Source organism: Roseibium sp. QJM3NY_11, from assembly GCF_056173175.1.
This window is the reverse complement of the sequence record NZ_CM149660.1, coordinates 355,799-375,180: the sequence shown is the minus strand read 5'-3', so window position 1 is coordinate 375,180 and position 19,382 is coordinate 355,799. Positions and strand designations below refer to the sequence as shown.

Here is a 19,382-nt window from a genome sequence, read left to right as displayed (position 1 = left end):
AGGCCCGGGCAGTGTCCGTTCAGGAATTGGGATCAGGGTCCGGCTTCACGCCAGAGTATCACAGGCTGGACAGGCCGGCACCGTGTTGCGGTCTTATAAGCCTTGCGTGCGTATGGGTCAAAGCGGAATTCGCGAGGCGGGCCGACCTCCTCAGAGACCATCGTTTCGTTCCCGCACCCGGCTGAAATGATTCACGTGAAACACGTTCCGGACATGAACCGATCCTTTCGGAACAAGGAATGATTCACGTGAAACAGGGTCATTGAGCCCCACGCATTCCTATTTTCCGATACAGAAATCCCGGAAGATGACATCCAGCAGATCTTCTACATCGATCCGTCCGGTGATCCTGCCCAGGGCATCTGCCGCCCGGCGCAGATCTTCAGCCCGCAGTTCGGTGGGCAGATGGGCCGCGTCGACCGCCGTTCTGAGACCGGAAAGGCAGTCCTGCAGGTAGTGTCGATGCCGGGCACGGGTGGCCAGAGGTGCCTCCCCCACAGAAATGGTTTCTTCTGCAAAACGGCTCAAGTGCCCGAACAACCCCGTGACACCCTGTGGGATTTTGCTGGAGCAAGGAATTTCCTTGATCGTTCCGGAAGAGTCTTGTTTCGGAGGAGTCTCAAGGTCGTTCTTGGTCCGTACGGTCCAGACCGGAACATGGGCGCGCAAATCGGTCGGAAGGCCACCCTCCGGATCGTCCCAGTCCACACCTCCAGGCTCCACCAGCCAGAGAATCAGATCCGACTGGCGCCCGCGCTCTTCCGCCCGCCGGATCCCTTCACGCTCGACAACCGCCTCTGTCCGGCGCAGGCCCGCCGTGTCGACAAGCGTCACCGGATATCCGCCGAGGTCGAGATGGACCTCGATCACGTCCCGCGTGGTGCCGGCCTCTTCCGTCACGATGGCAACATCACGGCCGGCAATGGCATTCAACAGGCTCGACTTGCCGGCATTCGGCGCGCCCATCAGCACCACCTGAAGTCCGGACCGGAGACGCTCGCCACTCGTCGACCGATCCAGGTGGTCCGCGATCTCCTCGTGAAGGGTACCGGCTTCGATCCACACTTCCTGCGCCACGCTGCCGGGAACATCTTCTTCATCGGCGAAATCGAAGTCGGCCTCGATCATCGCGCGCATGTGGATGAGCCGCTTGCGCCAGCCATCATAGAGGTCACCGAGCGCGCCCCCCATCTGACGGAGTGCCTGCTTGCGCTGGCTCTCCGTTTCCGAGGCGATCAGATCCGCCAACCCCTCGACCTCTGTCAGGTCCATCCGCCCGTGCTCGAACGCACGCCGGGTAAACTCTCCCGCCTCCGCCGGGCGGCACTGGTCGAAGTCTGCGAGCACGGCCAGAAGCCCGCTGACAACCGCCCGTCCGCCATGACAATGAAACTCCGCCACATCTTCTCCGGTGAAACTCTTCGGCGCCCTGAAGCACAGCACCAGCGCCTCATCGAGCAGATCGCCGGTCCGGGGATGTCGGAGTTTGGCAAGTATCGCCTTGCGTGGCTCGGGGACACGCCCGGCAAGGGTTTCCACGATGTCGAAGGTCCGTTGTCCGGAGACGCGTATGATCGCGACGCCGGAGGGCACCGCCCCGCTTGAAAGCGCATAGATCGTGTCAGTCAACGATATTCCTTCCGGCCGGTCCTTCAGTGTGAACCGCTTCCTTATCAAGTCTCGGCACGTCCGGGAAGATCGCATCGGAAGGTCACAATCGTTCCGAATCCGATTCAATGGGTCCGGCGATCATTCCGAAGACCAGGCAGTGACCCGCAATCTGTTTCACGTGAATCATTGGCCACCTCGATGGCAGATGAACCGGGCTCCCGGCGCATCAGTGAACCGGAAGCAGGCGGACCGGATCCGAATCAAACGGATTCACGTGAAACATCAAAACCGACATGTGCACGCCCGGTCCGTTTCACGTGAATCAATGTGTTTTCCGGGGTGTTGTCACAGGGCAGCGGCGCGGTCCGGCAACTGTTCCCAGCCGGTCCGCGTCAACCGATACAGAACATGCGGGGCGACGGGATGATCTTCCGGCAACAGCGGATGCAGGAAATCTCCGTTCTCGTCACGTGTCATGCCGATCCGGGTCATGACTTTTTGCGAGGGAAGATTGTCCGGAATGGTGAAGGCAACGATTTCTTCCAGGCCGACTGTTTCAAAGCCGAATCGAAGCCAGGCGCTTGCTGCTTCGCTCGCATAGCCCTTTCCCCACCCCCACTGCTTTAACCGCCAGCCGATTTCAACGCATGGATCGAAAGGCAGGGGTACGCCATAGTCCGGACGGTTCAAACCGACAAAACCCAGGAATTCGCCCGAGGCTTTCACTTCCACAGGTGCCATGCAGAACCCGTACTTCTTCTGCTTTTCGATACACCTTGAAACCAGCGATTCGGTCTTTTCTCGGGTCAACGGCTCCGGGAAATACCGCATCACGTGAGGGTCCGCGCATAGGTCACAGAACGGATCAACATCTTCAGCGCACCAGGCGCGCAGCAGCAATCGCTCTGTTTCCAGAAAGACGGTCTTGGTCATCGCAACGGATCCGAATCAAAGAAGCTGATTCACGTGAAACAGGTGTTAACAAAAAGTAAAGGCGCGAACCCCTTCGGGTCCGCGCCTTTGAATAGAGAACGATCCGTTTGGGATCAAGTGTTCATGCTGTCGAAGAAATCGTCGTTCGACTTGGTCTGCTTCAGCTTGTCGAGCAGGAACTCGATCGCATCGACAGTGCCCATTGGATTGAGGATCCGGCGCAGCACGAATGTCTTCTTGAGCCGCTCGTGCGGAACCAGAAGTTCTTCCTTGCGCGTTCCCGAACGCTGGATGTCGATCGCCGGGTAAACACGTTTGTCGGAGATCTTCCGGTCGAGGATGATTTCGGAGTTACCCGTACCCTTGAACTCTTCGAAGATGACTTCGTCCATGCGGCTGCCCGTATCGATCAGGGCCGTCGCGATGATCGTCAGCGATCCGCCCTCTTCGATGTTACGGGCAGCACCGAAGAAGCGCTTCGGACGCTGCAACGCATTGGCATCGACACCACCGGTCAGAACCTTGCCCGAAGACGGCACGACCGTATTGTAGGCCCGGCCGAGACGCGTGATCGAATCCAGCAGGATAACGACATCACGGCCATGCTCGGTCAGGCGCTTGGCCTTTTCAATCACCATTTCGGCAACCTGCACGTGACGGGTCGCCGGTTCGTCGAAGGTGGAGGAGACAACTTCGCCGTCCACCGTCCGCTGCATGTCGGTCACTTCTTCCGGACGCTCGTCAATCAGAAGAACGATCAGGTAGCATTCCGGGTGATTGTGGGTGATCGATTTCGCGATGTTCTGCAGGAACACCGTCTTGCCGGTCCGCGGCGGCGCCGTGATCAGCGCGCGCTGGCCCTTGCCGAGCGGTGCGACCAGATCGATGATCCGGGACGACAGGTCCTTGATCGTCGGATCTTCGATTTCCATCCGGAATCGCTCATCTGGATACAGCGGTGTGAGGTTATCGAAGTGAACCTTGTGACGCGCCTTGTCCGGATCCTCGAAGTTGATCGTGTTGACCTTGAGAAGAGCGAAGTAACGTTCGCCTTCCTTGGGGCTCCGGATCTGGCCTTCGACGGTGTCTCCGGTCCTCAGGGAAAATCGGCGGATCTGCGAGGGAGAGACATAAATGTCGTCCGGTCCCGGCAGGTAGTTGGCGTCGGGGGACCGCAGGAAGCCGAAGCCGTCCTGGAGCACCTCCACAACGCCTTCGCCGATAATATCCACATCCTGCGCAGCAACGTTCTTGAGGATGGCGAACATCAGCTCCTGCTTGCGCATGGTGCTGGCGTTTTCGACTTCGTGCTCTTCGGCAACTTGAAGGAGCTCTGTCGGTGTTTTTGCTTTTAGGTCTTTGAGTTTCATTTCCCGCATCGAATTGGGGTTCTTAATGTTGTTATGGGATATTGGTTTGGAAGGTCACTCCGGGCCGGAAGTGATGGGTCGGCCGAAGGATATCTGAGAGACTTTAAAGACGTATCCAGATTGCACGGCAACTGCGGAACGACTGAAAACGTTCGCTATGCCGTTTGAAGATTGGCGGAAGATACGTTGTTTTATGGTAAAGCGCAAGACTGCAAATCTGCCGGGTTTTTGAGCTTTCAAAGGCATCATCCGGGCATGAAAACGGCGGCCGGGAGGATCCGGCCGCCGCAGCAATTTTCACACCGCGTCTTGCCTCAGAAAGGCTTGACGATCACGAAGATCACGATGCCGATCATGAGCACCGTCGGGACTTCGTTCAGGATCCGGTAGTAGCGCGCCGACCTGGTGTTTTCATCCTTGGCGAACCTCTTCACGCAGCCGGTCAGATGACCGTGCATAGCGGACATGGCCAGCACCAGGGCAAACTTGGCGTGAAACCAGCCGTCCCGCCAGGCCTCCAGCTCCCAGGCCATCCACAGGCCCAGCACCCAGGCCACGATCATCGCAGGATTGATGATCGCCTTGAGCAGGCGCCGTTCCATGACCTTGAAGGTTTCCGATTGCACCGATCCGGGTTCCGCATCGGTGTGATAGACGAAGAGGCGCGGCAGATAGAGCATTCCCGCCATCCAGGCGATGATCGCAATGACGTGCAATGCCTTGATCCAGAGAAAAAGATCCATCTGCTAACCCTTTCTGACCTGCTCGACCATCCGCGCGACATTGTCCGGATCCGCATCCGGCGTGACCCCGTGGCCGAGATTGAACACGAGCGGTCCCTTGTCGAAGGTTCGCAGGATATGCGCGACGCCCTCTTCCAGTGCCTTGCCACCGGCCACCAGCCGCATCGGATCCAGATTGCCCTGGATCGGAACACGTTTCTGGATCTCCAGCGCGAGGTGATCGGGCGCCGTCCAGTCAAACCCGACCGCATCGACGCCGGTGCCTTCGACAAAGGACTGCATCCGGGCCGAGGACGCTTTTGGAAAACCGATGATCTTCGCTCCCGGCCGCACCGCCCGGACGCCGGCGACAATCTTCCGTGTCGGTTCGATCGACCAGCGCCTGAAGCCCGCATCGTCCAGGACACCGGCCCAGGTGTCGAAGATCTGAACCGCGTCGGCGCCCGCATCGAGCTGGCGGACGAGATACCTGATGGATGCTTCCACAAGCTGATCGACGAAGCGTTGCATCAGGTCCGGGTCCCGATACGCGCCCACGCGCGCCGCCACCTGGTCCTGGGTGGTATGGCCGGCGACGGAATAGCATGCCACGGTCCAGGGAGCGCCACAGAAGCCCAGCAGCGTCGTCTCCTCTGGCAGCTCCGCTCTCAGGCGGGCAACCGTTTCTATGACCGGTTTCAGATGATCCTCGGCCCTGTCCTGTTCCAGACGGTCGATGAGATCGGAAGACAGCGGTTCCAGCACGGGACCCCGTCCTTCTTCAAAACGAACCGGATAGCCGATGGCGTCCGGCACGACGAAGATGTCCGAGAACAGGATGCTCGCATCAAAACCATACCGGCGGATCGGCTGAAGCGTGACTTCCGTGGCCAGGTCCGGCGTGTAACACAAATCCAGGAAATTCGAAGCCTTCGCACGGGTGGCCCGGTACTCAGGCAGATAACGTCCGGCCTGGCGCATCATCCAGACGGGAGGCGGCCAGATCTTCTCGCCGCTGAGCACCCGCATCACGGCCCTGTCTTCGGATTTCATGAGGTCGCCTTTCCCACATTTCAAAACAATAAAGATTCTTATTTTGAATCTGTTTTTTATTATTGAGCGTGGATTACCGGGATCATTTTCCGTCCACAATCCATACGCCCGAATTTCTCGCCGGGAAAAATCCGCACCGCTGTTAAGCAGGAATCCTCCCCAGGAGTCGATAACAAAAATCTTACCGTCATTACAGCTACTTGTCCGGCTGTTTACGTTTCGTTAAGAAATTGGGGGTTGGTGGACAATCTGTCGATATGTCACAGCGCTGTTGTGAATTCACATCTCCGCGAAACCGTTTCGGCGTCGGATTGCGCGCGTTCAGACTTTGTTAACAATTCCTGCTGAGCGGGCATAAACTTCGTGCTAGGCACGAGGACATCAACGAACTGCCCAAATCGTCAACAGGCCTGGGGATGACATCGTGAACAAGTCGAGACACTACTTCCATCTCCATCTGGTGTCCGACTCCACCGGCGAAACTCTGATGACAGTGGCCCGCGCGGCCACGGTTCAATACGAGAATGTTCAGGAAATCGAGCATGTCTATCCCCTGGTGCGCTCGCAAAAGCAGCTCGACCGGGTGATCAGCGAAGTCGAGAAGGCGCCGGGAATCGTGCTTTACACCCTCGTGGACCTGGAAATATCCAGGCGACTGGAGAACAAATGCCGGGAACTCGGCGTGCCTTTCGTCAACATTCTCGACCCGGTCTTTGCGGTGTTCCAGTCCTATCTGAATGTCACCCAGACCCACCGGATCGGCGGTCAGCATGAACTGGACGCTGAATATTTCCGCCGGATGGAGGCCCTCAACTACACGATGTTGCATGACGACGGACAGGTCTGGAACGACCTGGAATCCGCTGACATTGTGCTGATCGGCATTTCCCGGAACGTCAAAGACCCCGACCTGCATCTATCTGGCGAACCGCGGCATCAAGGCGGCGAACGTGCCGCTGGTTCCCGGAATTCCCCTGCCGGATCATGTGAAGAACCTGAAGGCCCCGATGATCGTGGGCCTGATCGCTTCCGCCGAGCGCATCCAGCAGATCCGCCGGAACCGGGTATTGTCCTTGAATTCGGACGGCTACAACGACACCTATGTCGACCGGAAGGAAATTTCTCAGGAAATCAACATGACCCGGCGGCTGTGTTCCGATAACAGCTGGCCGCTGATAGATGTGACGCGCCGGTCCGTCGAGGAAACGGCTGCCGAAATCCTGACCCTTTTCAAGGACTACAAATCAGGGCAGGAAGACGCGGGACGCTGACACCTGATCCGCGAATACGAAAAACGAGGACTGAAAATGGCACTTGTCTTGGCGAGCGGCAGCCGGATCCGGGCAGAGCTTATGAACAACGCCGGTCTGGCAATCGAGATCGATCCGTCCGATGTCGATGAGCGGGCAATGGAAGCCCCGCTTCTGGAGGCCGGTTTCACGCCCGAGGACCTGGCAAGTGTGCTGGCCGAGGCCAAGGCCAACAACGTCAGCACCCGCCGTTCCGCGGATCTGGTGGTCGGCGCCGACCAGATCCTGGCCTTCGAGGGAGAACGCCGGACAAAACCGGAGGACATGGAAGCCGCCCGCCGGCAACTGCTGGCCTTTTCCGGCAAGACCCATGAACTTCACTCCGCCGTCGTGATTTCCCGAAACGGCGAAGCGATCTGGCGCCATGTTTCCACGGCGCGCCTCACGATGCGCGCGCTGTCTCCGGAATTCATCGGTCATTATCTGGCGGCGGCCGGCGACGCGGTTCTGTCCAGCGTCGGGGCCTATCAGCTGGAAAGCCTTGGATTGCAGCTGTTCGACAGGATTGAAGGCGACTATTTCACCATTCTCGGACTGCCGATGCTGCCGCTTCTGGACGAGCTGCGCAGGTTGAAGGTGATCGAGACATGAGCGGTGCGACGAAAAAGGCCGCTGTTACCGGCCATCCGGTGGCCCAGTCCCGGTCTCCGCTGGTGCATGGCTACTGGCTGAACAAGCACGGCATTGACGGAGACTACAGCCGCCTGGACGTGCCGCCTGAAACCGCGCCGGAATTCTACCGGAATTTCGCGAATTCCGGACTTGCCGGCGCCAATGTCACCGTGCCGCACAAGGAAGTCGCCGCCGCGGCATGCGCGCATCTGGACGCGGCGGCACAAGCCATGGGCGCGGCCAACACGTTGTGGCTGAATGAGACGGGGCAGCTTTGCGGTGCCAATACCGATGCGCTCGGATTTCTCGGAAATCTTGATCAGCAGGCGTCTGGCTGGGACGTTTCACGTGAATCCGCGGTGGTGCTGGGCGCGGGCGGCGCGGCCCGGGCGGTGGTGTGGGCACTTTTATCCAGAAAATTCACAAGGGTGCATATCGTCAACCGAACCTTTGAAAAAGCCAGCGCAATCGAGAACGAATTTGGCGCCGGAACGGTTGCTCACGGCTGGGACAAGCTGAGGACAGTTCTGGAACAAGCCGACCTTCTGGTCAACACGACCTCCCTCGGCATGACGGGCAAGGCACCGCTTGACATCGATCTTGCCCCATTGCCACGTTCGGCGCTCGTTACGGACGCGGTCTATGTCCCGCTCGAAACGGATCTGCTGCGTCAGGCGGCGCACCGGGGCAACCGGACAGTGGACGGTCTCGGCATGCTGCTGCACCAGGCCGTGCCGGGGTTCGAACGCTGGTTCGGGGTGCGTCCGGAGGTCGATGAAACGCTTCGAAAGCTGGTCCTGGACGATCTGGGAGCCGCAGTGTGATCAGGATCGGCCTCACCGGCTCCATCGGCATGGGCAAGTCGACCACGGCAAGAATGTTCGCGGCAAGGGGCGTTCCAGTGCACGATGCGGACGCCAGCGTTCATGCACTTTACGCCGGTCGTGCCGCACCGCTCATCGAGGCCGCTTTTCAGGGCACGGTGAGCAAAGGCAAGGTCGACCGGACCTTGCTGTCGCCGCATGTGCTCGGCAATCCGGAGGCCATGAAACGGCTCGAGGCGATCGTGCATCCGCTTGTGCGTGAGGAAGAGCAGTTGTTTCTAGAGCGGGCGCGGTCCGACGGCCGCCGCATCGTCATGATGGACATTCCGCTTCTGTTTGAAACCGGCGGCGACCGGCGTGTCGATATTGCCGTGGTCGTGACTGCGGCTGCCGGAATCCAGCGGCAGCGGGTGCTTTCCCGGCCCGGCATGGACGAAGACCGATTTCAGGCGCTTCTTTCCAAGCAACTGCCTGACCTGGAAAAACGCCGCCGCGCGCATTTTCTGATCGACACCGGCCTCGGCATGGATCCGGCACGCCGCAGCGTAGAAGCCATCCTGAAGGCAATCGCGGGGTGTGGATGACCTAGGGAAAGCCTGACACCTTTTCGAAATCTCCCGGGCGTCGCACAACGCCGGGGAAAACCGGCCGATCCTCTTGTCTCGCCGGAGCCAAGCTGCACAGTGGATGCAGAAGAAAAAGGGCAAAGACATGCGGGAAATCTCGTTCGATACCGAAACCACCGGTCTGAACCCGAGAGACGGCGATCGGCTTGTGGAAATCGGCGGCGTGGAACTGATCAACCACATCCCGACCGGAAATTCCTATCACGTCTATATCAACCCGCAGCGCGACATGCCGGAAGGGGCATTCCGGGTCCACGGCCTGTCGCAGGAATTCCTGTCGGACAAGCCGCTGTTCGCGCATGTGGCCGACGAGTTTCTGGAATTTGTCGGCGATGCCACCCTGGTCATCCACAACGCGGCCTTCGACATGGGCTTCATCAACATGGAGCTGGAACGGGCCGGACGCAGATTGATTGCCCAGACCCAGGTTCTCGATACGCTCGAAATCGCCCGCCGCAAGCATCCCTCCGGACCGAATTCGCTCGACGCGCTTTGTTCACGCTACGGCATCGACAATTCCAGGCGCGTCAAACACGGCGCGCTTCTCGACGCGGAGATCCTGGCCGAAGTCTATCTGGAACTGATCGGCGGCCGGCAAAAGGGCCTTGGCCTGATGCCGGAGGAAGAAGAAACTTCGTCACAGTCCGTCTCCAGCAAACCCGGCGAACTTGGTTCCTTCAACGCCCGCCCGCGGCCGGCGCCAATCGAACGTCCGGTCGGCGCCGGTGAAGTCGAAGCCCACAAGGCCTTCATCGAAGGCATGGGTGAAGATGCGATCTGGGCCAAATACGGCAGCTAGTACCGAGGGTCACCGGAGGTCTGTGCCGATGGATGGCAGGTTCCGGGTATCAGCCGAGCAACCAGCGAGCTGTCTCGAAGTGGCGCGCACCGAACGGGCTGTCGAAGGACCAGGACATGGTCTGGCCGATCGTCCACAGGCGCGCCCTCTCCCGGTCAAGGCCGAGTTCGGCTGACAGCCTGTCCAGGCGGTACAGGGCCGCCTGTCTTGAATGTCCGAATTCAAAACTTCTGACGACAGGGCTCAGGCAGAAGGCAGGGTCACCGACCAGCGGTTTCGGATCGATCATCAGCCAGGGCAGGCGGTCGGCTGACAGGACATTGTGGCCGTGAAGGTCCTGGTTGAGCAGTATCTGCTCCGTCTCGTCCGCGCCCAGGTCTGTCAGGGAGGCAGCCGCCGCGTCCACCAGACGCTGCTCACAGGGTTTTCCGGCCGCGCGCCAGTCGCTGTACAGCGTGTCCAGCCAGAGCGCCGCCTCTGCCTTCAGGGAGCCGAAGGGCGCGCCGGCCGGCACCAGGAGTTTGCGGAGCAGATCACCCAGAACACCCAGATGGTCGGCGTCCGGATCGTCTGCGAGAAAGCGGCCCGGCCGGCAGCGCTCCAGCAGCAGCGCGCCGAGGTCCGGGGCATGGTCGAGCAGATGGATGGCGCCGTTGCCGTTCCAGAAGGCCAGGGCTTCGGGCTCATGGCGTGATGTCCGGTCGATGAATCTGAGTTTCAGGACAACGTCCCGGCCCTGGCGCACCGCCGGCACGACATATGACACGTTGCCGCCGGAAAACGGCGTGCCAAGGGTGTCGAGATCGAACCGGGATCGGGCCGCGTCAAGAAGACCGGGAAGCGCCTCAAGCCAGGCCCTGCCGGCTTCCAATGTATTCAGCCAGGTGAGCGCCTCCGGGGCGCGAAACGAAGGCCCGCAAGACGGCTCAGCCACGAAAGCGATCCTGGAACCGGGTCACAACATCGACGGCAGCACACGGTCCGGCGGACGATGGCCGTCCATGAAGGTCTTGATGTTGATGATGACCTTTTCGCCCATCTCGATTCGGCCTTCGATGGTTGCCGAGCCCATATGCGGCAGCAGCACGACATTCGAAAGTTTGGCCAGTTTCGGATTGACGGCCGGTTCGTGCTCGAAGACGTTGAGGCCGGCGCCGGCCAGGTCTCCGGCTTCGAGCATCCGGATGAGGGCGTTCTCGTCGATCACCTCGCCCCGCGCGGTGTTGACCACATAGGCGTCCTTCTTCAGGAGCTTCAGCCTTCGCGCGGACAGAAGGTGGAAGGTGCCGGGGGTGTGCGGGCAATGGATCGACACCACGTCCATCCGTGCCAGCATCTGGTCGAGGCTTTCCCAATATGTCGCTTCGAGGTCTTCCTCGACGCTTTCGGGCAATCGGCGGCGATTGTGATAGTGGATCGACATGCCGAAGGCCTTGGCGCGGCGGGCGACGGCCTGGCCGATTCGGCCCATGCCGACGATGCCGAGCCGTTTTCCCCAGATCCGGTGGCCGAGCATCCAGGTCGGCGACCAGCCTGCCCAGTCGCCGCTTTCCAGGGCCTTGATGCCTGTGGCAAGACGCCGCGGCACGGCCAGCATCAGCGCCATGGTCATGTCGGCGGTGTCCTCGGTCAGAACGCCGGGCGTGTTGGTGACGTTGATGCCGCGGTTGTTGGCGCTGACAACATCGATATTGTCGACACCATTTCCGAAATTCGCGATCAGCTTCAGGTTCTCGCCCGCCTGCGACAGCACCGAGGAATCGATCCGGTCGGTCACGGTCGGCACCAGAACATCGGCTGTTCTGACAGCTTCGACCAGCTCTGCCTGGCTGTAGGGCCTGTCATTTTCGTTGAGTCGCGTTTCGAAAAGTTCGCGCATTCGCGTTTCGACCACTTCCGGAAGCTTCCGGGTGACAACAACGACAGGCTTCTTTTTCGTCATACCAACTGCCTTCCGCGCTTCATTGAGGACTTGTTAACCCCAACGGTACCACCTTGACCCTGCGCGTTGCGCAAGCGGAAAAGACCACTCTCATTCCTTACCAGATGGTCCAGCAGAAACAAGGGATCGGTTGAATTCGCCGCTGATAACCAGGGCGCCGTGCTCGGGACTCTGGTTTTCGCGCGCATTTTTCGGTACAGCTTTTCCTCGGAAAAGCGATCAATAACAATTGGACATCCGGACAATATGGCACGTTCGTTTCCTAACTCCCGGCTCTTTTTATGCGTGACCGCAATTGTGGTCGGGCTGATTGCCATGACCGGAGCAGCGCGCGCGCAAGGAACGGCAACAAGACCGACCGACCTGCCGCTGCCGCGATTCGTGAGCCTGAAATCGGACAGGGTCAATGTCCGTGTCGGTCCCTCCCGGGAGCACAAGATCGCCTGGACATTCGTTCAGTCCGGACTTCCTGTCGAGATCATCCAGGAATTCGAGAACTGGCGCCAGATCCGCGACTGGGAAGGCAAACAGGGCTGGGTTTTCCATTCGCTCCTGTCCGGCCGCCGCACCGCCCTGATCACCCCCTGGGAAAAGAACGACCGCACACCGCTGCGGGCACGCTCGCGCTCGGACGCGGATATTGTCGCCGAGCTGGAACCTTTCGTGCTGACATCGGTTTCGGAGTGCTCCGGCGGCTGGTGCCGGGTCAATGGCGACAGCTACGACGGCTGGCTGGACCAGACACGGCTGTTCGGGGTCTATCCGGACGAAGTGGTCAGCGACTGAGCTGCCGGACCCTGGGCGCGCCGAACGTTTCGTTTCAGCCGGGCAGGCGACAGGTGTTGAATCAAACGAAAAAGGCGGCCAAACGGCCGCCTTCTGATTTTGGAAAATTGTCTGAAAGCTTCAGTCGACCTTGACTTCCTGTTCCTTCAATTCGTTCAGGCGCGGCATCGACATGATGTTGTAGCCGCTGTCGACAAAATGCACTTCCCCGGTCACGCCGCCGGAGAGGTCCGACAGCAGGTAGAGCCCGGTTCCGCCGATTTCCTCGAGCGACACGGTCCGGCGGAGCGGCGAGTTGCGCTTCTGGAAATTGAACATCAGGCGCGCATCAGACACACCGGAGCCGGCAAGCGTGCGCACCGGACCGGCGGAAATCGCATTCACGCGGATGTTCTGTTCGCCATAGTCGACGGCCAGATAGCGCACGGACGATTCCAGAGCGGCCTTGGCGACACCCATCACGTTGTAGTTCGGCATCACCTTGGTGGAGCCGCCATAAGTGAGCGTGACCATGGAGCCGCCGTTGGTCATCAGGGCGGCAGCGCGCTTGGCGATCTCGGTGAAGGAAAAGCAGGAAATCATCATGGTTCGGGAGAAATTCTCCCGGGTGGTGTCCGCATATTTGCCGCGCAGTTCCGTCTTGTCGGAAAAGGCGATCGCATGCACAAGAAAGTCGATGCTGCCCCATTCTTCACGCAGAGCGTCGAACACGGCGTCGACCGAGGCAATGTCCTCGACATCGCACGGCAACAGGATCTTCGAGCCGATGGAATCCGCCAGCGGCCTGGTGCGCCGGCCGAAGGCTTCGCCCTGGTAGGTGAAGGCAATCTCCGCACCCTGGTCGGAAAGGGCTTTGGCAATGCCCCACGCGATCGAATGGTCATTGGCAACGCCCATGATCAGGCCACGCTTGCCCTTCATCAGTTCAGACATTCAGAACTCCTCAGCCGTGGAAACGCGACAGCGCAAGGGAGGCATTGGTGCCGCCGAAGCCGAAGCTGTTGGAAAGAACCGTATCAAGGCCGGCATTGTCGACACGCTCCATGGCGATTTCTTCCGGCTTCAGGGCCGGGTCGAGCTCGGTGATGTTCGCCGAGGCCGTGATGAAATCGTGCTGCAGCATGAGCAGACAGTAGATGGCTTCCTGCACGCCGGTCGCGCCGAGGCTGTGGCCGGTCAGGGACTTGGTCGAGGACACGGGGGGCTGGTTCTCACCGAAGACCTTGCGGACCGCCTCGATCTCGCCGATGTCGCCCACCGGGGTCGAGGTGCCGTGCGCGTTGATGTAGTCCACCTTGCGCTCGCCGAGGGTTTCGATGGCAAGGCGCATGCAGCGCTCCCCGCCCTCGCCGGACGGTGCGACCATGTCGTAGCCGTCGGAGTTTGCGGCATAACCGGTCACTTCGGCGTAGATCTTTGCGCCGCGCGCCTTGGCGTGCTCCAGTTCTTCAAGAACGACAACCCCGCCGCCGCCGGCGATGACGAACCCGTCGCGGGTGGCGTCATAGGCACGGGCCGCGGTCTGCGGCGTGTCGTTGTACTTGGAGGACATGGCTCCCATGGCGTCGAACAGGCAGGACAGGGTCCAGTCGAGTTCCTCACCGCCACCGGCGAACATCACGTCCTGCTTGCCGAACTGGATCTGTTCGGTCGCGGCGCCGATGCAATGCGCCGATGTGGAGCAGGCCGAGGTGATCGAATAGTTGATGCCCTTGATCTTGAACGGTGTCGCCAGGCAGGCCGAGTTGGTCGAACTCATGCCCCGGGTCACCATGAACGGGCCCATGCGTTTCGGGGCGCCTTTTTCCAGAACGATCTGATGCGCCTGGAACAGGTTCTTGGTGGACGGACCGCCCGAGCCCATGATCAGGCCCGTACGCACGTTGGAGACATCGGTCTCTTCCAGTCCGCTGTCGGCAATCGCCTGTTGCATGGCAATGAAGTTGTAGGCCGCGCCGTCGCCCATGAAGCGAAGCTGGCGCTTGTCGATCAGCGAGGGGATATCGACATCCGGTTTGCCGTGAATCTGGCTGCGGAAGCCGTGTTCGGCGTAATCCGGTGCGAAACTGATCCCGGACTTGCCTTCGCGCAGGCTGGTCAGCACTTCCTGTACGTTTGATCCGATGGAGGATACGATTCCCATACCGGTGACGACAACGCGTCTCATTGCGGTCTCCTAAGTTCCTGCTCTGGTCGGCGAGGCTTCGAGGGTCCCCGGCAGCCCGCCGGCTCATAGATAATATGCAAACCGGCGCCCCCGAGAACAAAGAAGCGCCGGCCCGATGGTCAATCCTGCTTGAAAGGGGTCAGCTCTTTGCCAGGCCCACGCGCAGGTCGGTTGCCCTGTAGATCACTTCGCCGTCGGCCTTCAGCCAGCCGTCGGCGGTGCCGAGCACAAGGCGGCCCTTCATGATGCGTTTGAAATCGATACCGTACTCAACCAGTTTCACGTCCGGCGTTACCATGCCCTTGAACTTGATTTCGCCGGTCGACAGGGCCATGCCCTTGCCTTCGAGCCCAAGCCAGCCGAGGAAGAAACCGGTCAACTGCCACATCGCATCGAGACCGAGACAGCCCGGCATGATCGGGTTGCCCTGGAAATGGCACGGAAAGAACCAGAGATCCGGCTTGATATCGAATTCGGCGCGGGCATATCCCTTGTCGAATTCACCACCGGTTTCGGAAATCTCCGTGATCCGGTCGAACATCAGCATCGGCGGAAGCGGCAATTGCGCATTGCCCGGTCCAAACAGCTCGCCGCGGCCGCAGGCGAGAAGGTCTTCGTAATCGTAGCTGGAGCGGCGCTCGGTCATTCAGGATCCGTATAAATGCCCTGCCCGGGGTGAGCGGGCCGGTTGGTTCGTTTTCGGTGCGTTTGAGGCGCCTTCCTAACACAGGGGAACCATGACTGAAAGATGTCAGTTGAGCGAAGTTGCCGCGATTTTTCGGGACTTTACCCCGCGGATGCGCTTTCCCGGTGAAGGGTTTGCGTCTTTTTGGCCCACGGGCCACGGCGTTTAAAACTTGCATCCTGGGTACAAGAAATGGCAGATATAGGCCTGAACCCACGCAATGCGCCTCCCCAGACACGGTCGTTCGGACCGGGAAGCCTTCGTGAGACAGCGACTGAAGACCTGGATCGGACCGGAATGACGATGCATATGGCGACAGAATCCGCCGGCAAGGATGTGACCGATATGCTGAGGACGGCAGGTCTGCGGCCGACACGCCAGCGTGTTTGTCTGGCAGAACTGCTTTATTCCAGGGGCGACCGTCACATTTCCGCAGAGCTGCTCCATGAGGAAGCGGTCGACGCCGACGTGCCGGTCTCCCTTGCGACGGTCTACAACACTCTGCACCAGTTCACGGAAGCGGGCCTGCTGCGGGAAGTCGCGATCGACGGCAACAAGACCTACTTCGATACCAACGTGTCCGACCACCACCACTTCTTCATCGAAGGCGAAAACCGCGTCATCGACATTCCGGGTGAAGGCGTCGGCATCGGCCGCCTGCCGGAGGCACCGGCGGGCATGGAAGTCGTTCGGGTGGATGTGGTCGTGAGAGTGCGCGAGAAACGCTGACGCGCATCAGCCCAGGCCGGCGTCCACATATCGCAGTTTCCAGAGATAATAGTCGGCGGTCGATCCGATTTCCGTTAGGTGACGCTGTCCTTGCGCCTCGAAGCCGATCTTCTTCAACAGGTTGGCGGAGCGCGCGTTGTCCGGATGGGTGATTGCGCACAAAGTACGCAGTTTCAGCGCTCTTTCGGCGAATTCAAGCACCGCCTGTCCCGCTTCGCACCCATAGCCGCGGCCGCGATGGGCCGCCAGAAACGCGAAACCGAGATCGGGATACTTGAGTTCCGGGCGGACCACCAGGCCGCAGACGCCGATAGGCTCGCGGGTATCCTTCAATTCGACCAGCCAGAGCCCGACGCCCTGGGATGCAAACCGGACAAGTGATTTCGACTTGATGTAGTCGGCGGCAGCTTCCGGGCTGTTGATGCCGTAGTCGGCGATGAACCTGAGATAGTCCGGCTCGCTCATCAGCTCCTGATAGAAAACGGCGTCGTTCACTGTCGGCACCCGGAACCGGAGCCGCCGGCAGACAGGGAAAGGACCGAGCGGAAAGGTCAATCGGCGGTCTCCCGTTCATCGCGTTCAACCTGTGCCCGCGCGCGCAGGGCAACCTCGGGAATGGCGTCGAATGGCTCTTTTTCCGGGCTCTTGCAAAGGTCGTAGATCACGCAGCGCCGGCACTCGGGCTTGCGTGCCTTGCAGATATAGCGGCCATGCAGGATCAGCCAGTGATGGGCATGAAGGGCGAATTCTGGCGGGATCACCTTTTCCATGGCTTTCTCGACGTCCAGGGGCGTCTTGCCGGGTGCGAGGCCGATCCGGTTGCCCAGCCGGAACAGGTGTGTGTCGACGGCGATGGTCGGATGGCCGAAATAGATGTTCAGCACCACATTGGCCGTTTTGCGGCCGACACCGGCAAGGCTTTCAAGGGCGTCCCGGTCTTCCGGCACCTCACCGCCATGGTCGCGCACCAGTTGTTCCGACAGGCGAATGACGTTTTTGGCCTTGGTCTTGTAAAGTCCGATCGTCCTGATTTCCTCACGCACCCTGTCTTCACCCAGAGCGATCATTTTTTCCGGCGTGTCCGCGATCTGGAAAAGATGCCCTGTGGCCCGGTTGACGCCAACGTCCGTCGCTTGGGCGGACAGGACGACGGCGACCAGGAGCGTGAAGGCATTCACATAATTCAGTTCGCCCTCGGGTTCCGGATTGTCGGCGTGAAAGCGCTGAAAGATCCTGTAGACTTCCGCCTTGCTGTAGCGGGACCGCTTGAGGACCTTGCCGGGATTGTCGACAGAGGGCGCTTTCCGCCGGGTCTTCGCCTTTGCAGGGGACAGGCCGCGTGCCTTTGAGGAAGTTGGGCTCTTTGCTTGTGTCATGTTCCCTCTATAATCAATCCTCATGAGCAAGAACAATCCGAAACCCGACGCCGGCGACGAACGCGACGAACGTGACCGGCCGTTCTTCACAGCCGTGCTGACACCCTACAGGTCTCTCGGACCGAACGGGTTCCTGATCCTGATGGGCTGCTTCGGCCTTGTCTGTTTTGTCTCGGGACTGGTGTTCCTGCGCCTCGGCGCCTGGCCGGTCTTCGGGTTTTTCGGCCTGGACATTGTCTTGCTCTGGTTTGCCTTTCGCATGAACTACCGGTCCGCGCGGGCTTTCGAGGAAATCGTCGTTTCCCGCAGCGAGATTGCCATTCGCAAGGTCGGGCCCGGCGGGCACCACCAGGAATACCGCTTCAATCCGGTGTGGGTCCGGCTGAAGATCGAGCGGATCGAAGATGAGGGCGTCGTGCGCGTTTCCCTGACCGGACGGGGAGAAACCGTCGATCTCGGCAATTTTCTCAATCCGGACGACCGGGCCAGTTTCGCCGGCGCGATCACAAACGCATTGTCCGTGGCCAAGGCCGGGGGAATCTAGGTCCCGGCTTCCGGAGTTTCTAGGTTTCTGAGGTTTGTGAGGTTTCCGGCTGAACCCGGAAGGTGACGACCAGCGTGGCGAGGGCGGCCATCGAACTCACTGCCGCCACGAACAGCACCGTTCTGAAATCCGCGGCGCTGGCGATGAAACCCATGGAGACGCTGCCGATCATGCTGCCCAGGAACAGGCTGTTCATGTAGACGGCGGTGGCCCGCCCCGGCCTGTCCGGTGCGAAGCTCTGCACGAAGCTGATCGCCACGCCGGCGAAGAGGCCGTAATAAGTGCCTTCCAGAACCGAGATCGTCAGGACCTGCCAGAGCGCGGACACTTGCGTGAACAAAAGCATGCTGACAGCGGCCAGGCAGGCCGCGAGCATCAGCACCTGCCGCGTGCCGATGCGTTCGGCAAGCCGGACGGACGCGAAGATCACGAAGATCTCCACCAGGCACTTGACCGACAGCGACAATCCGGGGGTCGATCCGGGCAGGCCGGTCTCGTTGACGAAATAAAGCGGCATCGCGGAAACGAACAGGGAATTGGTGATCACGAAGCCGATGCAGGACATTCCTCCGATCAGAAGACCCAGGTTGACGGGCTCCCGTCCCTTCTCCGGCCGGATGCGCGGTTTGGCCCTGAAGTCAGCGGGAACCACGACATGCCACAGCGCCAGATACACGAGCCCGATGGCGAAGGCGCAGGTGAAGGCCACCGGAAAACCGAAGGACGCCACCAATGTGAATGACAGGGCCGGACCGATCATCCATGCGAGCGACACGGTCATGCGCAGCCAGGAATTGACGCGGCCGATATCGAGCGCCTGCCGCTCCGCGTAGAGCCTGCCGAAGGTGAAGATGGTGCCCGATCCCATGTTCGACAGGCTCATCAGGGGCGCGATCAGCACGATCAGCATCAACAAGCTCGAAACCTGCGTCAGCAAGGCGGACAGCAGCACGAAGGCGGACACGGGTATCAGCAGCAATTTCCTGACCGCAAACCCGTGATCGAGCCGCTCGCCGGCCCATCTGTTGGCAAGCAGGGTCAGCGGCATCAACAGCGCCGTGTAAAGTCCCACCTGCCACGGTTCGGCCTTGAGGCCGTCGACGATGAAAAAACTCATCAGCGGCACCAGCGAGGACACGCCCAGGCTGTTGGTGAACTGAAGCAGCAGGATCAGCACCGCCTGACGGGGGAGCTGGAGGAAAAACGTCATGGAGCGAATGGCCGGACTGGAATATCGGGTGGGAACACCAGCCTAGTCCTGCAACACGCCGCCGTCACGGTCTTTTTCACCGA

20 protein-coding genes and 1 pseudogene are annotated in these 19,382 nt (G+C 60.3%); 8 read left to right on the top strand and 13 right to left on the bottom strand.

The genetic code is table 11. The features are described 5' to 3' along the window. Positions 1–279: 279 nt before the first annotated feature. The 5 genes from mnmE to hemE all read right to left on the bottom strand — a co-directional run bounded on the left by mnmE (position 280) and on the right by hemE (position 5,689). Positions 280–1,629, bottom strand: a complete 1,350-nt coding sequence (mnmE, locus tag AC0VX3_RS01675; protein ID WP_475523271.1) for a tRNA uridine-5-carboxymethylaminomethyl(34) synthesis GTPase MnmE — start codon at positions 1,627–1,629, stop codon at positions 280–282. 327 nt (positions 1,630–1,956) lie between these two features. Next, positions 1,957–2,511, bottom strand: coding sequence for a GNAT family N-acetyltransferase (locus AC0VX3_RS01670; RefSeq protein WP_475523270.1), 555 nt, complete (start codon positions 2,509–2,511; stop codon positions 1,957–1,959). 146 nt (positions 2,512–2,657) lie between these two features. Further along, positions 2,658–3,923 (bottom strand): transcription termination factor Rho, encoded by a 1,266-nt coding sequence (gene rho / locus AC0VX3_RS01665; protein ID WP_342893352.1) that lies wholly within the window; start codon positions 3,921–3,923, stop codon positions 2,658–2,660. A 305-nt stretch (positions 3,924–4,228) separates the two neighbouring features. Further along, positions 4,229–4,657 carry a protoporphyrinogen oxidase HemJ gene (gene hemJ, locus AC0VX3_RS01660; RefSeq protein WP_475523269.1) on the bottom strand — a complete coding sequence of 143 codons (429 nt, stop codon included), beginning with the start codon at positions 4,655–4,657 and terminating at the stop codon, positions 4,229–4,231. 3 nt (positions 4,658–4,660) lie between these two features. Beyond that, positions 4,661–5,689, bottom strand: coding sequence for a uroporphyrinogen decarboxylase (gene hemE, locus AC0VX3_RS01655; RefSeq protein ID WP_475523268.1), 1,029 nt, complete (start codon positions 5,687–5,689; stop codon positions 4,661–4,663). Positions 5,690–6,176: 487 nt separating this feature from the next. Here hemE and AC0VX3_RS01650 point away from each other — a divergent pair. The 5 genes and pseudogenes from AC0VX3_RS01650 to dnaQ all read left to right on the top strand — a co-directional run bounded on the left by AC0VX3_RS01650 (position 6,177) and on the right by dnaQ (position 9,860). Further along, positions 6,177–6,960: pseudogene (locus AC0VX3_RS01650) on the top strand (pyruvate, water dikinase regulatory protein). Positions 6,961–6,990: 30 nt separating this feature from the next. Further along, positions 6,991–7,590: a Maf-like protein gene (locus AC0VX3_RS01645; protein WP_475525119.1), complete on the top strand. Its 600-nt coding sequence runs from the start codon at positions 6,991–6,993 to the stop codon at positions 7,588–7,590. Continuing rightward, on the top strand, positions 7,587–8,435 hold the full coding sequence (locus AC0VX3_RS01640; RefSeq protein WP_475523267.1) for a shikimate dehydrogenase: 849 nt from the start codon (positions 7,587–7,589) through the stop codon (positions 8,433–8,435). Before AC0VX3_RS01645 ends, AC0VX3_RS01640 begins: the two co-directional genes overlap by 4 nt. Further along, positions 8,432–9,019 (top strand): dephospho-CoA kinase, encoded by a 588-nt coding sequence (coaE, locus tag AC0VX3_RS01635; protein WP_475523266.1) that lies wholly within the window; start codon positions 8,432–8,434, stop codon positions 9,017–9,019. The genes AC0VX3_RS01640 and coaE overlap by 4 nt, the downstream gene beginning before the upstream one ends. Before the next feature lie 127 nt (positions 9,020–9,146). Then, positions 9,147–9,860 carry a DNA polymerase III subunit epsilon gene (gene dnaQ / locus AC0VX3_RS01630; RefSeq protein ID WP_475523265.1) on the top strand — a complete coding sequence of 238 codons (714 nt, stop codon included), beginning with the start codon at positions 9,147–9,149 and terminating at the stop codon, positions 9,858–9,860. A 49-nt stretch (positions 9,861–9,909) separates the two neighbouring features. On the opposite strand, the gene AC0VX3_RS01625 is transcribed toward dnaQ, so the two are convergent. Further along, positions 9,910–10,794 (bottom strand): aminoglycoside phosphotransferase family protein, encoded by an 885-nt coding sequence (locus AC0VX3_RS01625; protein ID WP_475523264.1) that lies wholly within the window; start codon positions 10,792–10,794, stop codon positions 9,910–9,912. A gap of 21 nt (positions 10,795–10,815) precedes the next feature. After that, positions 10,816–11,802: a 2-hydroxyacid dehydrogenase gene (locus AC0VX3_RS01620; RefSeq protein WP_475523263.1), complete on the bottom strand. Its 987-nt coding sequence runs from the start codon at positions 11,800–11,802 to the stop codon at positions 10,816–10,818. Between the two features lie 315 nt (positions 11,803–12,117). Here AC0VX3_RS01620 and AC0VX3_RS01615 point away from each other — a divergent pair, with 315 nt between their 5' ends. Further along, entirely contained in the window at positions 12,118–12,588 is a 471-nt protein-coding gene (locus tag AC0VX3_RS01615; RefSeq protein ID WP_475525118.1) for an SH3 domain-containing protein, read from the top strand. A 120-nt stretch (positions 12,589–12,708) separates the two neighbouring features. On the opposite strand, the gene fabI is transcribed toward AC0VX3_RS01615, so the two are convergent. The 3 genes from fabI to fabA all read right to left on the bottom strand — a co-directional run bounded on the left by fabI (position 12,709) and on the right by fabA (position 15,401). Then, the gene (fabI, locus tag AC0VX3_RS01610) at positions 12,709–13,521 is read right to left on the bottom strand and encodes an enoyl-ACP reductase FabI (protein WP_348144518.1); all 813 of its coding nucleotides are present in this window, start codon (positions 13,519–13,521) and stop codon (positions 12,709–12,711) included. 10 nt (positions 13,522–13,531) lie between these two features. After that, positions 13,532–14,755, bottom strand: coding sequence for a beta-ketoacyl-ACP synthase I (gene fabB / locus AC0VX3_RS01605; protein ID WP_475523262.1), 1,224 nt, complete (start codon positions 14,753–14,755; stop codon positions 13,532–13,534). Between the two features lie 139 nt (positions 14,756–14,894). Continuing rightward, positions 14,895–15,401, bottom strand: a complete 507-nt coding sequence (fabA, locus tag AC0VX3_RS01600; protein ID WP_348144524.1) for a 3-hydroxyacyl-[acyl-carrier-protein] dehydratase FabA — start codon at positions 15,399–15,401, stop codon at positions 14,895–14,897. A gap of 336 nt (positions 15,402–15,737) precedes the next feature. On the opposite strand from fabA, the gene irrA reads away from it, so the two are divergent. After that, positions 15,738–16,169: an iron response transcriptional regulator IrrA gene (gene irrA / locus AC0VX3_RS01595; protein WP_475523261.1), complete on the top strand. Its 432-nt coding sequence runs from the start codon at positions 15,738–15,740 to the stop codon at positions 16,167–16,169. 6 nt (positions 16,170–16,175) lie between these two features. Here the strand turns inward: irrA and AC0VX3_RS01590 are convergent, their stop codons facing one another. Further along, complete coding sequence (locus AC0VX3_RS01590; RefSeq protein ID WP_475523260.1) at positions 16,176–16,664, bottom strand: GNAT family N-acetyltransferase; 489 nt, start codon at positions 16,662–16,664, stop codon at positions 16,176–16,178. A gap of 56 nt (positions 16,665–16,720) precedes the next feature. After that, positions 16,721–17,545: an endonuclease III gene (gene nth / locus AC0VX3_RS01585; protein ID WP_475523259.1), complete on the bottom strand. Its 825-nt coding sequence runs from the start codon at positions 17,543–17,545 to the stop codon at positions 16,721–16,723. Positions 17,546–17,567: 22 nt separating this feature from the next. On the opposite strand from nth, the gene AC0VX3_RS01580 reads away from it, so the two are divergent. Beyond that, on the top strand, positions 17,568–18,089 hold the full coding sequence (locus AC0VX3_RS01580) for a DUF2244 domain-containing protein (protein ID WP_475523258.1): 522 nt from the start codon (positions 17,568–17,570) through the stop codon (positions 18,087–18,089). 19 nt (positions 18,090–18,108) lie between these two features. On the opposite strand, the gene AC0VX3_RS01575 is transcribed toward AC0VX3_RS01580, so the two are convergent. Continuing rightward, positions 18,109–19,299 carry an MFS transporter gene (locus AC0VX3_RS01575; RefSeq protein ID WP_475523257.1) on the bottom strand — a complete coding sequence of 397 codons (1,191 nt, stop codon included), beginning with the start codon at positions 19,297–19,299 and terminating at the stop codon, positions 18,109–18,111. Positions 19,300–19,382 lie beyond the last annotated feature (83 nt).

Coding starts and splice junctions, on each gene's coding strand:
- rho (WP_342893352.1), bottom strand. CDS start 3,923: ATGCGGGAAATGAAACTCAAAGACCTAAAAGCAAAAACACCGACAGAG.
- hemJ (WP_475523269.1), bottom strand. CDS start 4,657: ATGGATCTTTTTCTCTGGATCAAGGCATTGCACGTCATTGCGATCATC.
- hemE (WP_475523268.1), bottom strand. CDS start 5,689: ATGAAATCCGAAGACAGGGCCGTGATGCGGGTGCTCAGCGGCGAGAAG.
- AC0VX3_RS01640 (WP_475523267.1), top strand. CDS start 7,587: ATGAGCGGTGCGACGAAAAAGGCCGCTGTTACCGGCCATCCGGTGGCC.
- dnaQ (WP_475523265.1), top strand. CDS start 9,147: ATGCGGGAAATCTCGTTCGATACCGAAACCACCGGTCTGAACCCGAGA.
- AC0VX3_RS01620 (WP_475523263.1), bottom strand. CDS start 11,802: ATGACGAAAAAGAAGCCTGTCGTTGTTGTCACCCGGAAGCTTCCGGAA.
- AC0VX3_RS01615 (WP_475525118.1), top strand. CDS start 12,118: ATGACCGGAGCAGCGCGCGCGCAAGGAACGGCAACAAGACCGACCGAC.
- fabI (WP_348144518.1), bottom strand. CDS start 13,521: ATGTCTGAACTGATGAAGGGCAAGCGTGGCCTGATCATGGGCGTTGCC.
- fabB (WP_475523262.1), bottom strand. CDS start 14,755: ATGAGACGCGTTGTCGTCACCGGTATGGGAATCGTATCCTCCATCGGA.
- fabA (WP_348144524.1), bottom strand. CDS start 15,401: ATGACCGAGCGCCGCTCCAGCTACGATTACGAAGACCTTCTCGCCTGC.
- irrA (WP_475523261.1), top strand. CDS start 15,738: ATGACGATGCATATGGCGACAGAATCCGCCGGCAAGGATGTGACCGAT.
- nth (WP_475523259.1), bottom strand. CDS start 17,545: ATGACACAAGCAAAGAGCCCAACTTCCTCAAAGGCACGCGGCCTGTCC.
- AC0VX3_RS01580 (WP_475523258.1), top strand. CDS start 17,568: ATGAGCAAGAACAATCCGAAACCCGACGCCGGCGACGAACGCGACGAA.
- AC0VX3_RS01575 (WP_475523257.1), bottom strand. CDS start 19,299: ATGACGTTTTTCCTCCAGCTCCCCCGTCAGGCGGTGCTGATCCTGCTG.